The organism is uncultured Treponema sp., from assembly GCF_934725225.1.
GTDB lineage: Bacteria > Spirochaetota > Spirochaetia > Treponematales > Treponemataceae > Treponema_D.
The window spans coordinates 344,939-358,102 of sequence record NZ_CAKVAM010000003.1; the positions used below are offsets into that span (position 1 = coordinate 344,939).

Annotated in this window: 15 protein-coding genes; all 15 read right to left on the reverse strand. The window is 45.2% G+C overall.

Translation table 11 applies throughout. The features are described from left to right. Window positions 1-73: 73 nt before the first annotated feature. The 15 genes from Q0H92_RS06560 to Q0H92_RS06630 all read right to left on the reverse strand — a co-directional run bounded on the left by Q0H92_RS06560 (window position 74) and on the right by Q0H92_RS06630 (window position 13,151). Window positions 74-937, reverse strand: coding sequence for an aldo/keto reductase (locus Q0H92_RS06560; protein WP_296013114.1), 864 nt, complete (start codon window positions 935-937; stop codon window positions 74-76). A 292-nt stretch (window positions 938-1,229) separates the two neighbouring features. Then, complete coding sequence (locus Q0H92_RS06565; RefSeq protein WP_296013116.1) at window positions 1,230-1,934, reverse strand: hypothetical protein; 705 nt, start codon at window positions 1,932-1,934, stop codon at window positions 1,230-1,232. After that, the gene (locus Q0H92_RS06570) at window positions 1,931-2,767 is read right to left on the reverse strand and encodes a metal ABC transporter permease (RefSeq protein WP_296013118.1); all 837 of its coding nucleotides are present in this window, start codon (window positions 2,765-2,767) and stop codon (window positions 1,931-1,933) included. The genes Q0H92_RS06565 and Q0H92_RS06570 overlap by 4 nt, the downstream gene beginning before the upstream one ends. 25 nt (window positions 2,768-2,792) lie before the next feature. Beyond that, window positions 2,793-3,491: an ATP-binding cassette domain-containing protein gene (locus Q0H92_RS06575; protein ID WP_296013120.1), complete on the reverse strand. Its 699-nt coding sequence runs from the start codon at window positions 3,489-3,491 to the stop codon at window positions 2,793-2,795. A gap of 10 nt (window positions 3,492-3,501) precedes the next feature. After that, on the reverse strand, window positions 3,502-4,329 hold the full coding sequence (locus Q0H92_RS06580; protein ID WP_296013123.1) for a M15 family metallopeptidase: 828 nt from the start codon (window positions 4,327-4,329) through the stop codon (window positions 3,502-3,504). 198 nt (window positions 4,330-4,527) lie between these two features. Further along, complete coding sequence (locus Q0H92_RS06585; RefSeq protein WP_296013125.1) at window positions 4,528-6,087, reverse strand: ZinT/AdcA family metal-binding protein; 1,560 nt, start codon at window positions 6,085-6,087, stop codon at window positions 4,528-4,530. A gap of 37 nt (window positions 6,088-6,124) precedes the next feature. Then, window positions 6,125-7,237 (reverse strand): GTP-binding protein, encoded by a 1,113-nt coding sequence (locus Q0H92_RS06590; RefSeq protein WP_296013127.1) that lies wholly within the window; start codon window positions 7,235-7,237, stop codon window positions 6,125-6,127. A 157-nt stretch (window positions 7,238-7,394) separates the two neighbouring features. Continuing rightward, window positions 7,395-7,706, reverse strand: a complete 312-nt coding sequence (locus Q0H92_RS06595) for a hypothetical protein (protein WP_296013130.1) — start codon at window positions 7,704-7,706, stop codon at window positions 7,395-7,397. After that, window positions 7,703-8,116 carry a transcriptional repressor gene (locus Q0H92_RS06600; protein ID WP_296013132.1) on the reverse strand — a complete coding sequence of 138 codons (414 nt, stop codon included), beginning with the start codon at window positions 8,114-8,116 and terminating at the stop codon, window positions 7,703-7,705. The genes Q0H92_RS06595 and Q0H92_RS06600 overlap by 4 nt, the downstream gene beginning before the upstream one ends. 198 nt (window positions 8,117-8,314) lie before the next feature. Beyond that, on the reverse strand, window positions 8,315-8,707 hold the full coding sequence (locus tag Q0H92_RS06605; RefSeq protein ID WP_296013134.1) for a cytidine deaminase: 393 nt from the start codon (window positions 8,705-8,707) through the stop codon (window positions 8,315-8,317). Window positions 8,708-8,790: 83 nt separating this feature from the next. Next, window positions 8,791-9,426: a flavodoxin gene (locus Q0H92_RS06610; protein WP_296013135.1), complete on the reverse strand. Its 636-nt coding sequence runs from the start codon at window positions 9,424-9,426 to the stop codon at window positions 8,791-8,793. A gap of 32 nt (window positions 9,427-9,458) precedes the next feature. Then, window positions 9,459-10,070: a flavodoxin gene (locus Q0H92_RS06615; protein ID WP_296013137.1), complete on the reverse strand. Its 612-nt coding sequence runs from the start codon at window positions 10,068-10,070 to the stop codon at window positions 9,459-9,461. Window positions 10,071-10,186: 116 nt separating this feature from the next. Continuing rightward, entirely contained in the window at window positions 10,187-10,927 is a 741-nt protein-coding gene (locus Q0H92_RS06620) for an SUMF1/EgtB/PvdO family nonheme iron enzyme (RefSeq protein WP_296013139.1), read from the reverse strand. A gap of 254 nt (window positions 10,928-11,181) precedes the next feature. Beyond that, window positions 11,182-11,877 carry a DUF6261 family protein gene (locus tag Q0H92_RS06625; RefSeq protein ID WP_296013141.1) on the reverse strand — a complete coding sequence of 232 codons (696 nt, stop codon included), beginning with the start codon at window positions 11,875-11,877 and terminating at the stop codon, window positions 11,182-11,184. Window positions 11,878-12,383: 506 nt separating this feature from the next. Further along, entirely contained in the window at window positions 12,384-13,151 is a 768-nt protein-coding gene (locus Q0H92_RS06630; RefSeq protein WP_296013142.1) for an abortive infection family protein, read from the reverse strand. Window positions 13,152-13,164: the final 13 nt, after the last annotated feature.

The window sequence follows — 13,164 nt, forward strand, 5'->3', positions numbered from 1 at the left end:
ACAGGCAATGGAACGCCCGTTATACATTTAGTCGCCGCATCTCATGCAACGTTTAAACTTGCCCACGCCTTCCCTACCCGTGGATTTTCCAGCCGTTTATCATTTTTACAAACGCAGGGTCGTGGTGGTTCACGATTTCGCTGTGTCCGATGTCGAGCGCGGCGATTTTTTTCATGTCGTCCGAAGAAAGCTCAAAATCCCACACGTTGAAATTCTCCACAATTCGCTCCTTGTGAACGGACTTTGGAATCACGACAACTCCGCGCTGAATGTTCCACCGCAAAATCACCTGCGCTGCAGTTTTTCCGTGGCTAGTGGCAATTTCCGCCAAAACTGGATTCTTGAAAATCTCGTGCTTTCCTTCCGCAAAAGGTCCCCACGCCTCTGGCACAACGCCGTAATTCTTCATGTTTTCAAGCGCGCCAGGCTGCTGGAAGAACGGATGAAGCTCCACCTGATTCACCGCCGGAATCACGTCAAAGTTCTCGCAAAGGTCAGCGAGCCGGTCGGGATACATATTGCTCACGCCGACTGCGCGGATTTTTCCTTCCTTATACAATTCAATCATCGCGCGGTAAGAGCCGTAATAGTCGCCGAACGGCTGATGAAAAAGATAAAGGTCAAGATATTCAAGCCCAAGTTTTTTGAGCGAAACTGCAAACGCCTTTTTCGCGTTCTCGTAGCCAAAATCCTGAACCCACAGCTTCGTCGTAACAAAAAGTTCCTCGCGCTTCACAATTCCGTCAGAAACCGCACGGGCAATCGCACGTCCAACCGACTCCTCGTTCTGATAAGCCGCCGCCGTGTCAATCAGCCGGTAGCCCGCGCAAATCGCGTCATAAACCGCCTGCTCCGTAACATTTTCGTCCGGCACCTGAAACACGCCGAAACCAAGCATTGGCATTTTTACGCCGTTGTTCAACTTTACGTAGTCCATACAAGCCTCCATATTTATATATTTGCGCGAGTTTCAGTTTTCTGAAACTCGTTAAGTGAGCAAAGCGAACGACGCATTTTTACGCCATTGTTCAATGTAACAAAATCCATATTTCCTCCAAAATTAAAAATTTCTTGTCGCAACCTGCGGTTGCTTACCGAGTTTGCAAAAAGCAAACTCGCATAACTCTTAGATTATGTAGCAAATATAATTCTCCACAGAAAAAATGTACAATACAACTTTCTTTTGCTCGGTATCAGTTTTGTTTATAGCTGGTATTTTTTTTATTCGTCTATAATGCTGCAACATTCGCTTCCGCGATCCGCATTGTCTTGTATTCCATTCCGTCGGGCGAGACCGCATCGCGCAGCTTGAGTGTGCCGCTTATTGTGATTTTCTGGCCTGGTTCAATGCCGGGAACTTTTGCGCTTTCAAATTCGAGCCCCTGCGCGCAGCACGCAAGAACGTCTGTTATTATGCAGTAGTCGTGCCGTCCGTAAGGCTCATTGTCGTAAAAAGTTTCAAAAGTTCCAGTCATTCGGATTGTTTTTCCCTCGTATTTTTCAGGCTCCACAACAAGCTGGAAAATAAACGCATAAGCAAGGTCGGCGTTCATTTTTGAAAGGTCAAGCTCAACGTCAGTTTTGGGCGCGGAGATTTCCTCAAAGCTGCTTCCGTAATAGTCGTAGGTTGATGAAGAGGAAGTTTGAGCTGAGCCGCTGGAATTTTGCTCTTCTCCGTTTGAATAAGATGAATCAGTGCTTTGCGATGAATCATTTTCCGTGCCGCTGCCGTAGCTGTAGTAATTGTCATAATTGCCGGAACTGGCATTCTGCTGCCGGTTGTCAGAGGATGATTCTTCCTTAATTTTTTCTTCTATTATATTAGCAACTTTGTTCTGTTTTGGAACTCCGCCTGCGCTGTAGGATTTTTTCGCCGAGCATGACAAAACGGCAAGCAAAATCAAAATCAAAGCGGCAGTCTGAATCTTTTTCATAAAAACCTCCCGGCAACGCAATGCAGAACAAAAATCATTATGTCGATTATCACGATTGTGGCTCCAACCGGCGTTGAAAGAACAATCGAAATCATAATTCCCAGGAACGACGAGAAAGCTCCAAGCGCGGCGGAATAAATCACTGTGGACTTGAAGCTTTTCATAACGCGCATTGAGCTTAAAGGCGGAAAAACAAGAATCGCCGTTATCAGAAGCGAGCCTACAAGATTCATCGCAAGCACAATCACAACGGCTGTAATCACGGCAATTAAAATGTCGTAGGCTGGCGCAAATTTGTCTTCCGTGCGCAAAAAGTCCGGGTCAAAAGTCGCTGAAAAAATTCTGTTGTAGAAAAAGACGAACGCGGCAATCGTAACGCAGGAAATGAGGACTGAGACTGCGACCTTGCCTTTTGTGAGCGTGAGAATCGAGGTTGAGCCGAAAAGCGTTGTGCAGACATCGCCTGAGACATTCGCCGAAGTTGAAAATACGTTCATCACAAGATAGCCGAACGCAAGCGCGCCCACGGAAATCATCGCAATCAGCGAGTCAGACTGCACTTTCCTTTTTTTGTCCATACAAAGAAGAAAAATCGCGCAAAGAACCGTAACCGGAATTGTAAAAAGGCTGTCGCTCACAAGCTTCATAGTAACGGCAACCGCATACGCTCCGAACGCGGCGTGCGAAAGTCCGTCTCCAATAAGCGAGTAGCGGCGAAGGACAAGAACAGTTCCCAGAAGCGACGCGCACAAAGAAACCAGAACGCCGACAATCAGCGCATAGCGAACAAACGAAAATGAAAGGTAATAAGAAAGTTTTTCAAGAATTTCCATCGAAGTCTCCAGTATTTCCAGTTTTTCAGCCGCGTTTTATGTCTGCTTTTTTAGACGATGAGTTTTTGCAAAAATCCACGCGGCTTTCAAACTGAACTTTTCCGCCTCTGAACGAAAGAATGTGCGATGCGTAATCAAGGCAGTCCAAATCGTGGCTCACCATTACAACGGAAAGCCCTTCATTGTTGAGCTTTTCCAAGATGGCGTAGAATTCCTTTGCGGCGGCAGGGTCAAGCGCAGAAACAGGCTCGTCAAGAAAAATCAGTTTTTTTGCGGCGCACAATGCTCGCGCAAGAAGAGTTCTCTGCTGCTGTCCGCCTGAAAGTTCCGTAAAACGCCTATGCGAAAGGGAAGCGATTCCGACTTTTTCCATCTGCTCGTCCGCAATCAGTTTCTGCGCTTTTCCGTAAAAAGGCCGGTTTTTAAACTGCCCGAGCGTTCCAGAAAGCACAATCTCGCGTACGGAAGCCGGAAAATCTGCGCTAACAGAAAGTTTCTGCGGAAGATAGCCGGTCTCGTTTTTGCAAAGTCCGTCTCCGAACAAAAATTCTCCGCTGATTTTTTTCTGAAGCCCAACAAGCGTTCTCATAAGGGTTGTTTTTCCGCTTCCGTTTTCGCCAAGAATGCAAACGTAGCTTCCTTTTTCCACTGTAAAACTCACCGGCGGCGAAACTGCCTTTCCGTCATATCCGACCACAAGATTCTCGCAAGAAATGTACGCCATTTTTTTCTCCTCAGCAGTTTTTCCATAAGTCTATAAATTCAAGCATGAACTGCTGGATTCCGCCGAACCATTTCTGCTGAAAACGGCAGGCGTTTTTTCCTATGTAGCGGAAGTGCCAGCATTCCCAGCGGTAGCCGGTAACATCTTCATAGCCTTTTGGAAACGAAAGAGACCAGCCATAATCTGCGGCGTTTTTATAGACCCATTGCCCCATTTGAGTCTTGTCAAAGTCATCAGAAATCGAGCCGAAATCAACCGCCGTTCCAAGCTGATGCTGGCTTGTTCCAGGGCGCGCGCTTTCGCGTTCAGCTTGTTCAAGTCCGTCCGCGCTTACGTAGTGGTTAAAAAGATTTTCCTGGTAAGAATAAGAGCGGTAGGCGGAGCTTACCAAAAGCCTGATTCCGTCATTTAACGCCGCCTGCGCCATTTCATTCAAAGCGGTATAAGCTTCCGGGCGGATTTTCATTCCGGCTTTGTTCAGGTCAAAGAGGCTGTTCTTTTCCAAAGAAACCAAGTCTTTCGGCACGTAGGAGGAAGGCACGGCGTGGTTTTTGTCAATTAAAAAGAAAAGGCTTTTGCCGTCCGCACGGAATGTCTTTTCCTCCTCAAGAATCTCGTGAAGGTCTTTTAAAAATTCCGCCTTGTTTTCTTCTGTAACACAAATGGCTTCTTTTGCTCTGCCTGACATTTTCTGAAAAACTCTGTCGAACTTTTCTTCTTCCGCAGATGAAATTTTTGCAGCCGGTTTAAAAGGCTGTGCATAAGATTTTTTCGCGCAGCCTGCAAGACAAAAAATTCCTGCAACCGCAAAAATCTCAAAAAGTGTTTTTTTAGTCATAAGAAACCTCATTTTTAGACAAAAAATTTCAAGAAAAAGGAGGCGCAGGTTTTATTTTACGAAACCGACGCAAAAAGTTGCAGCGGTCATTTCGACAGGCTCAATGGCCGGACGAACTCAATGACCACCGCAACCAAATTTTTACAAGAAAACTCGTCAGCAAACCGTCAGGTTTGCCGTGCTTCTATCCCTAAGCTGTTAGTTCAAGGCTTCTTTCAGAACGGAAAGGTTTTCTGTCATTGTGCCAAGATAGTTTTTTCCGCCCTTTATGTCCTTCTGGTTCACAGACTGCAATGAGTCCATCTTCAGAACTTTCTGGTTCTTTTTTGATGTGTTCTGAATTACAGTGCGCGCGATTTTTCCGTTTGAATTTTCGATTGTAAGAACGCTTCCAAGCCCAAGCTCGTCAACCTTCTTTGCAAGGAAAATCACAGTCTCAAAGCTGGCCTCGCTTTCCGCACTGCATCCGACAAAAGCCGCATAATATTTAAGGCCGTAGTCGTCAGCAAGATAGCGGAACGGGAATCTGTCGCCAAAAAGAATTGTCTTGAACTTTGAGGAAGCTACAGTTTCAGAATATTTTTTGTCCAAAGCGTTGAGTTTTTCAACATAGTTCTTTGCGTTAGCCGCGTAAACAGAAGCGTTTTCCGGGTCGAGCTTTTCAATCTGGGAAGCAATCGCGTTTGTCAAAACTTCTGCATTCTTGACAGAAAGCCAGACGTGCTCGTCGTATTCAACCTCGTCATGCTCGTGATGATGGCCGTGCTCGTCTCCGTCCTCATCGTGGCTGTGTCCGTGTCCTGCCAAATGCTCGCAGATTTCCTCGCCGCTCATGCTTGCAGGGAAGAATGTCGGGAAAGAATTTTCCGGGTCAACAATCGCGTCAAAGCTCTCGTTGCTCATTCTGATGTGGAAATGCTCCGCAGCTGCTGGCTCAATCATGTGGTCGTTGAATTCAATGAAAAGCGGCGCGTCTGACTTCTTGTTTTTTGCGACAAAACGGTACATTGCGGCCTTTGTTCCTGTTGACCAGTTCTGAATGTAAAATCCGACATTTTTGTACTTTGAGCTTACTTTTCTTCCGTCAGCATAGGTGAATTCGATTTTGTCTTTCTTTATGCTGATTTTTGAGATGTCAGTTTTGTATCCTTTCTGATAGTAAGCCTTGTATTCTTCGGCTGTCATTTTTCCGGATTCAGCCTTTTCCTCAAAAGCCTCGTCCAGTGTTCCGTCAAGCGCAAGAGGATAAGCCGACTGCCATTCGCCTGCCCAGTCAGAAAGATTTCTGCTTTTAACCTCGATGTCCTCAAAAGTTGAGACCTCCTTGCCGTGGTCGTGGGGATGGCCTTCTTCGCCGTGGTTATGTTCAGTTTCCTGCATTCCTTCCACAACTTCCTCTTCCTTTACGCGCTCGCCAAGAACTTCCATCATGTTGATTGGAACAAGATTCTTGTTCTTCGCTTCCTTTAGAACTCCGCTAACCCAGCCGTCGCTCTCGCCGCCAACGTAGATGAACATATCGCTTGCGGAAATTTTCGCGATGTCGGAAAAACTCGGCTGGAACGAATGAAGGTCAGTCCCCTTGTCAAGAAGAAGCGTAAGGTCAAAGTCTTTCGCCTTGTCTCCAAGAATCTCGCGGCACCAGTCGTACTGCGGAAAAGTCGTGCAGACAATTGATTTTTTTTCTGCAGAAAACGCGCCTGCCGTTCCAAAGGCAAACATCGCTCCTAAAGCCAAAAATTTCGTTATCTTTTTCATTTTTTTTCTCCAATAAAATCCAAAATATTTTGCAAGACTACGCAAGGCAGGAATCCAGTTTCCTGATGATTTTTTCCTTGTCGTAGCCCTTGCCGATAAACACAAGCTGATTCATCCTGTCGCCAAAATCCTTGTCCCAAGATGAACGCAGCTCCTTGTCATTTTCAAGGCACTCTTTCTGCGTGGCCTCGTCCAGAGCCGCAACCCAGTATGCAACCGCCATCACAGAAGAATTTCTTCCGGCCTGCTCAAAAAGAAGAACGTCCTGCGCCTTCTCCTTGAACCAGACATAGCCTTTTGCCCTGATAATTTCTTTTGGAAAGCCTTCGTTCACAAAATCCATGAATTTTTCCTGGCTGAACGGCTTTCTGCATTCGTATGCGAACGAAGAAATTCCGTATTCGTCCTCAAATCCGCGGTTCGTGTCGGAAAGACTGTTGATTGCCTTTTGAATTGCCGAAGAGGAATCTACCATGTCAAAGTCGAATTTTGTCTCGGACACAATCTGCTCGATGTCAACTTTTCCGCGCACCGTCTTTACAATCTTCGCCTTTGGCTGGAAATCCCGGATAACCTTTATGACCTGCTCAGTCTTCTGATCGTCAAGCAAGTCAAGCTTGTTCAGGACAATCACGTTGCAGAATTCAATTTGGTCAACAATCAGCGTTGTAATATCGTTCGACTTAAGATTGTTCGGGTCGTTCTCCTCGTAGTTCTCAAGGTCGGTCAAAAACTCGCGGTAAATTCTGTCGGCGTCAACAACCGTAACAATGTTCGAAAGAAAAACATTTGTGTCCGGAGTGTCGTCCTCATAGGCAAGAAAGGAAGCTGCAATCGCGCCGGGATCGCTTATTCCCGAAGCCTCCACAAAAACAGTCTCAATGGAATCTTTCTCGGAAATCTTCTCGACCTGCGCAAGAAACTCATCGCGCAAAGTGCAGCAGATACAGCCGTTCTGCATCTCGTACATTTCGCTTTGGGCAACCGCCGCTCCGTTCTTTTTCAGAATTTCAGCGTCAATGTTTATGCTTCCCATGTCGTTTACAATCAGCGCGACACGCCTTTTTTCCTGCCGAAGAATCTCGTTCAGCAGAGTTGTCTTACCAGAGCCAAGATAGCCCGTGATAAGCGTAACTGGTTTCTTTTTCATTTTTTTTCTCTTTGAATAAAATTTGATAATACGGGCGCTTCTGCCTAAAGGCAGACCGGGCTTTTCGGGGTTCCGCCTTTCGGCTTCATTCCTCGCTTCGCTTCGGAACGCTCCGCGCCCCTACAATCCCTAGCGCATAAAGATGAAAAGAGAATTTTCAGTTGTTAAGACGTGTCTTTAGAGAAATTAAAGAGTTATTGAAAAAAGTCTGATATGAATTTTTAAAGGAAAGTTTTAAGGCAAAATATCGCCGGGCAAAGAAACTTCCGGCTGCGCAAAGGGCAAGGCTCAAAAGCTTTGCGTTCTGCTCGGCAACTTGAATCACAAAGCAGATTGGACAGGCGTCGCCTGAGCAGTCGTGCCCGGCCTCGGCAGCCGCAAAAAATACTGAGAAAACTGTAAGCAAGATAAAGACCGCCGCAAAAACCGCGCGCAGCCTGTTCAATTTTGAATCCAGCCTTGAGTTCATTCCAAAGTCCTGCATTTTTCGCAAAGTCCGTTCAGTGACGACAAAGAAAAATCAACCTTGAAGCCGAAGTTTTCAGAAACCGATTTCAGGTAATCCGCCGTAAGCTTGTCCGAAAGATGAATCATCGCGCCGCATTTTTCACACTGAAAGTGAATATGCTCGCCGCACTGTCCGTCTTCTTCCGCCCTCTGGTAAATAAAGCCGTCAGAAACAGCCGACTTGCGTTTTATGAGCCGCCCGCTTTCAACAAGCTTTTCAAGGTTGCGGTAAACAGTCGTCTTGTTCACACTTTCCCCGCGCTCAGAAAGAAAAGCAAGAAGCTCCATCGCAGAAAAACCGCTTTCCGTCCTTTCCTGAACAAACTGAGAAATCAATTCCGAAGTTTTAGTGTGATAAGATTTTTGCAACACAGTTGCATATTAGCGAAGTGAAAAAGAATTGTCAAGAAAAATCTTCTGAGCGCAAAAGTATTCTGCATCGGCTGCGACATAAAACAAAGCTGTTTCTGTTATACTTGACTTTCTTGTCATTGTCGGGTTTTAGCCGACAATCTCCTTGCAAAATCCCGCAGCAAACCGTAGGTATGCAAATCCCTAACGCACGCTTCGCTAAATCCACCAGTTCGGAGTAAGCGCTCCAAGATTTACAATCTTCTTGTTTTCATAATCCAGCATGACCCCGATATTCTGGTAATCGTCAGGCATCAGCTGCGTCATAAGCTCACGGCAGGCACCGCAAGGCGGAATGGCTTTTCCATCTTCATCAATCGCAATAACTTTTTTAATGGAATTCTCGCCGTTTGTTATCATGTTGAAAATGGCGTTTCTTTCAGCGCAGATTCCAAGCGTGCAAGCACAGTCAATGCACACGCCTACATAGATTTTTCCCGAAGAGGACTCTATTGCCGCAGCAACTCCGCCAGCCTCTATAATCCTAGAAACCGTGCGCGGATTCAAAACCTTTTTCGCTGCCAAATACAATTCATCCCATTTTTCTTCCATAAAAAGCTCCATTCAAAAGTCGATTTTGTTCACGAATTTTGTTTTTCAAAATTCCGCCCGCCCCGAACAACGAAATATGAATATCACTTCACGCCGATTGAATCAATCCAGCTTCTAACTTCGCTTTCGCTTGCTCTAGTTCCGAACCTTTTTCCAGCGAGCCAAGTTCCGTTGTCAGCTCCGGCAAGCTCATGAAGAAGAACATCGCTTCTTCCAAGTCCCGAGTTCATCGAAGTGCAGAACGGAACAACTGTTTTTCCTTTAAAATCCGCGCCCTCGACAAATGCGTTTACAGGCCAGGCGTCGATTCCCCACCATATTGGTGCGCCGATAAAAACAGTCTCGTATCCGCTTAAATCCGGCATTTTACCTTTCATCGCGATAGGAAGTCTTTTCAGGTCGCTTACGGTCGCAGTTCCGTTCGCCTTTGAGCCAAAAATCGTGTCATGCTCGCGGCATACGCGGCTTTTCTTGTTTGTCCAGTCAAGGTCTGCGGAAGTGTAATCGTCCTTCGGCACAACCTCGAACAAGTCCGCTCCAAGATAAGACGCGATTTTTTCGGCAACCGCCTTTGTCGTTCCAGACGCGGAATAGTAAGCCACAAGGATTTTTCCGCTGTTCTTTCCGCCTGCCTGAAAATTAGAACCGCTTCCAGAACCAGCCGCGCAAGCAGAAAACACACTCAAAGCCGCAGCAGCAGCCATAACAATTTTTTTCATATTTTCCTCCAATGAATATTTATCTATCAATTTCATTTCTCGCCGATTTTTTTTAGCCAATTTGAAACCCGCTCCTTACAAGAGTCAACAGTGTTTCGCGACTCCGAAAAAGCGTTCTGCTCAACAGCGGCTTTCGGCTCCAGCCTTGCGATTGTGCGGGGCGTGCCTGCAAGTCCGCTTCCGCCGTGAACAGTGAACGGAACAACTTTTTTTCCGCTCAAGTCGTAGCCGTCAAAAAAAGAATACAGGACAGGCGGCAAATCCGCGTTCCAAATCGGATAGCCCACAAAAACCGTGTCGTAGCTTTCAAAATCCGAAATCTTTCCGCGGATTTCAGGGCGCGAATTAGCCCGCTGCTCACGCGCCGCGCGGTTCAAAAGCGCAGTGTGGTCAGTCGGATATGCGTCTTTCGCTTCAAGACGGAAAATGTCCGCGCCGGTCTCCTCCGCAATAAGGCCCGCAACATACTGAACATTCCCCAACGCCTTTTCGTCCACCACGACAAGACTATTCTCCTCGTTCCGCGTAAGCCCCGAAGTTTTTGTGCTTTCAGGAACAGAAAAATAAACCACAAGCGACTTTGCAAAAGCCGAAAAACACAGCGCTGCCGCCGCAATAAAAGCAAAAATCAGTTTTTTCATCATTCTTGACCTCTCTTGAAAGATTTCCGCCGAATCTCTTTATGCCTAGAATATAAACCAGGCAGAAAAATATTTAAAATACAACTTTCTTTTAGCCAGTATGAGTTTTGGTTATGCTCTCACACCGCGCTTCTAACAAGCCTAAGCCCAAGCCCTTCGCCGCAAAAATCCGCAGTCGTAACAAAACGGTAATCCGGCGTGCAGTAGCCCTCGCAGTAAATCCAGCAGCCGCCGCGCCCCACATGGGCAGGATTTTTTCCCTTGTAAGACGGATTCCAGCACCGCTCTCCAACATTTCCGCTCATGTCGTAAAGTCCAAGCTCATTCGCCTTTTTCTGCCCCACAGGATGCGAAAGACCGCCGGAATTTCCGTCATACCAGCCGACTTCCCCGATGTTGTTTGAGCCTGAATACTTGAAGCCTTTCGACTTTTTTCCGCCGCGCGCCGCATATTCCCATTCAGGCAAAGTCGGAAGCCTGTAGCCGTTCTTTGAAAAATCGCATACCCATTTTCCGCCCGACTGATAATAGCACTCGTCAAGATTTTCCATGCGGCTCAAAGCGTTGCAGAATTCAATGCAGTCAAGCCCCGAAACATTCTCGACAGGCCGCCTCATATCCGAAACTCCGGCAGGATTTTTCCCGGTCACACGCTTGTAAAACTCCGCCGTAATCTCGTATCTTGAAATGTAAAAATCCGCGACCGTCTCAGCATGAAAAGTGTAATCATCAGGATTTTTCGTGCCGGAAGAAGAGATGAACTCGCCGCCCTCCACAAAGACAAAGCCACTGTCAATGTCCGAAGCAAAAGCCGGAATCCCCACAAGAAAGGAAAACGCAAAAAGAAAAGATTTTTTCATAATTCCCATAACAGAAAAATAACCGGGATTTGAAAATATTTAAAATACAACTTTCTTTTAGCCAGTATGAATTTTGGTTATGACAAGTAGAGAAAGAAAATAAAAAAAAACAGCCACTGCCGAAAAGCAGAAGCTGCCTGAAAAAACATGACGCATGGCATTTATGCAACAGTTCTCCGGGTCAAGCCCTAAGATGACATTACCTGCCACACATTGCTCATTGCGAATTATTCATTAAGCATTACAAATTGAACTCACTTTCCGCGTTTTGAGACAGTCGCGTTCGCCTTTGCAATTTCTGCCTCGCACTTTGTGGCAAAGTCCTTATAGTCCGCAAGAGGGGCAACCGCGCTAAGATACGGCACGAGCTTGTCGTTCAGCACGGAAATCAGGCTCTTCTTTACCGAAGTCGCGCTCTCGCCTCTGTTCATGCTCGCGTTCGTAAAGTCGTCGTTCGCCTTGTTGAAGCTGTCCTGGGCCGTCCGCAACTCTGAAACAAGCTCGCCAACTCCGTCCAAAGCCGCAACGTCAGCCTTTAGAGATTCCGCTCCGAAGTCCTCAAGCATGCTTTCAATCAAAGAAGACTCCTCGGCAAAGTTTTTCTGCGTAATCTGCCTTCCGTATTTGCCGAAGACCGCAAGAAGATTCTGTGCCGCCGACTTTTTAGCCGCGACAGGAATCGCAGCGTAGCCTGTAAGAGCGTCGCCCAAGTTCCGGATAATCTCGTCGCGCGCAATGTCCGCCTCGTCAAGCGTGCTTGAGACGCGGTCGCTCTTGATAGCCGTTGTGATGTCCGCAGAAAGCTTTTCAGCTTCCGCCATAATAAGCGAAAGGTTTGCGTCCTTAGAAACGGCATTTTCCGCGGCACAAGAGTCCTTGTACAGACGCACAAGAACGTCAGAAAGCGTGTCTAGTTCTGCGACACGGATTTTTGAAATAATCTTATTCATTTTGACCTCCTTAGAAAAAATGAATGGCTGGAATTTGATTGGTCATTCTGTCTTGGAAGTCAAAATGTACAATCCCGATAGTCTGTTTCCTCCATGAATGGAAAAATTAAACTCTTCACAAAGAAGAATAAGGGAATACTAATATTAACGCAAGGCTAAAAACGGCAAGATGAAAAAATAAACAGAACAAGTCGGATTTGTATTTTTTTGCAGATTTTAAAATTCCGCAGTCAGAAATGACGTGCGGACAGACCGCGGAATCATTCCGTTTGAAAAAATTACGCCAGTTCACGCTGCGGAATTATTCTGTTTGAAGAAATTGCGTCAGTTCAACGTGCGGAATTTTTCCGCAGCATGAAAGCAGACAAATTCACCTCGCGGAATTATTCCGTTCATCGAAATTATGTGCGGACAGCCTGCGGAATTTTTCCGCAACAGGAAAGCAGATAAATTCTGCTTGTGGAATCATTCCGTTTATAAAAATTAAGTCAGTTTGGGGTGTGAAATTAAATTTTATTATTAACAACCGAAATCAAAAAGTCTGCAACTGTCATCGCCGAATTTACAAATAATTGCGCATGATGTTCTTTTATAGCAATACGTTTATTTCCAACGCCATGAGAGTCACTGCTTTTATTCCTCATCTCTGAAATAGACATAATGATTTTATCAAGTCCAGAAAGTAAATCATTAATCCGTTTATCAGTTTCTCTATTTTGGTGCATATTATATAAAAGTTTTACTTGGGTATAGAGTTTTATAATATTTCCACTGTCCGTTGGTTTTTGATTTTGTTTTTCAATGGCAAAACAGAAAACTTCTTCTATAAGAGTTCTAGCTTTTGTTATCGCGCTATCAAAATTGCCATTCTGAATATCTTCATTAGCTCTTTTTGTTATGCTGATAATATACCCACGGTTTATATTTTGTATTGTAGAAATATCCACAATAGAATTAATTTTATATTTTTCCAAAAGACATTTACATTTTTCATATTGCTTATGTTTTTTGTCTGTTCCATAAATTGAATTGTCATAAAGTTTAGCTTCATAGTACCTTAACAAATTGGTACTTAACTTTATGATTTTTTCATCAGAACATTCTGAAAAATATTTAGTCAAAGATTTTCCTTTTGATAAATTATATTTACGGCATAATTCTTCGCCTATACTTTCTCTTGTAAAATTATTGAATCTATCCGTTGAAAAATCAAAGACATAACCGTCTCCATTATTAAAAAAGTCCAAGAATATATCTTTATCAATTGTATCCATTTATTTTTCTACA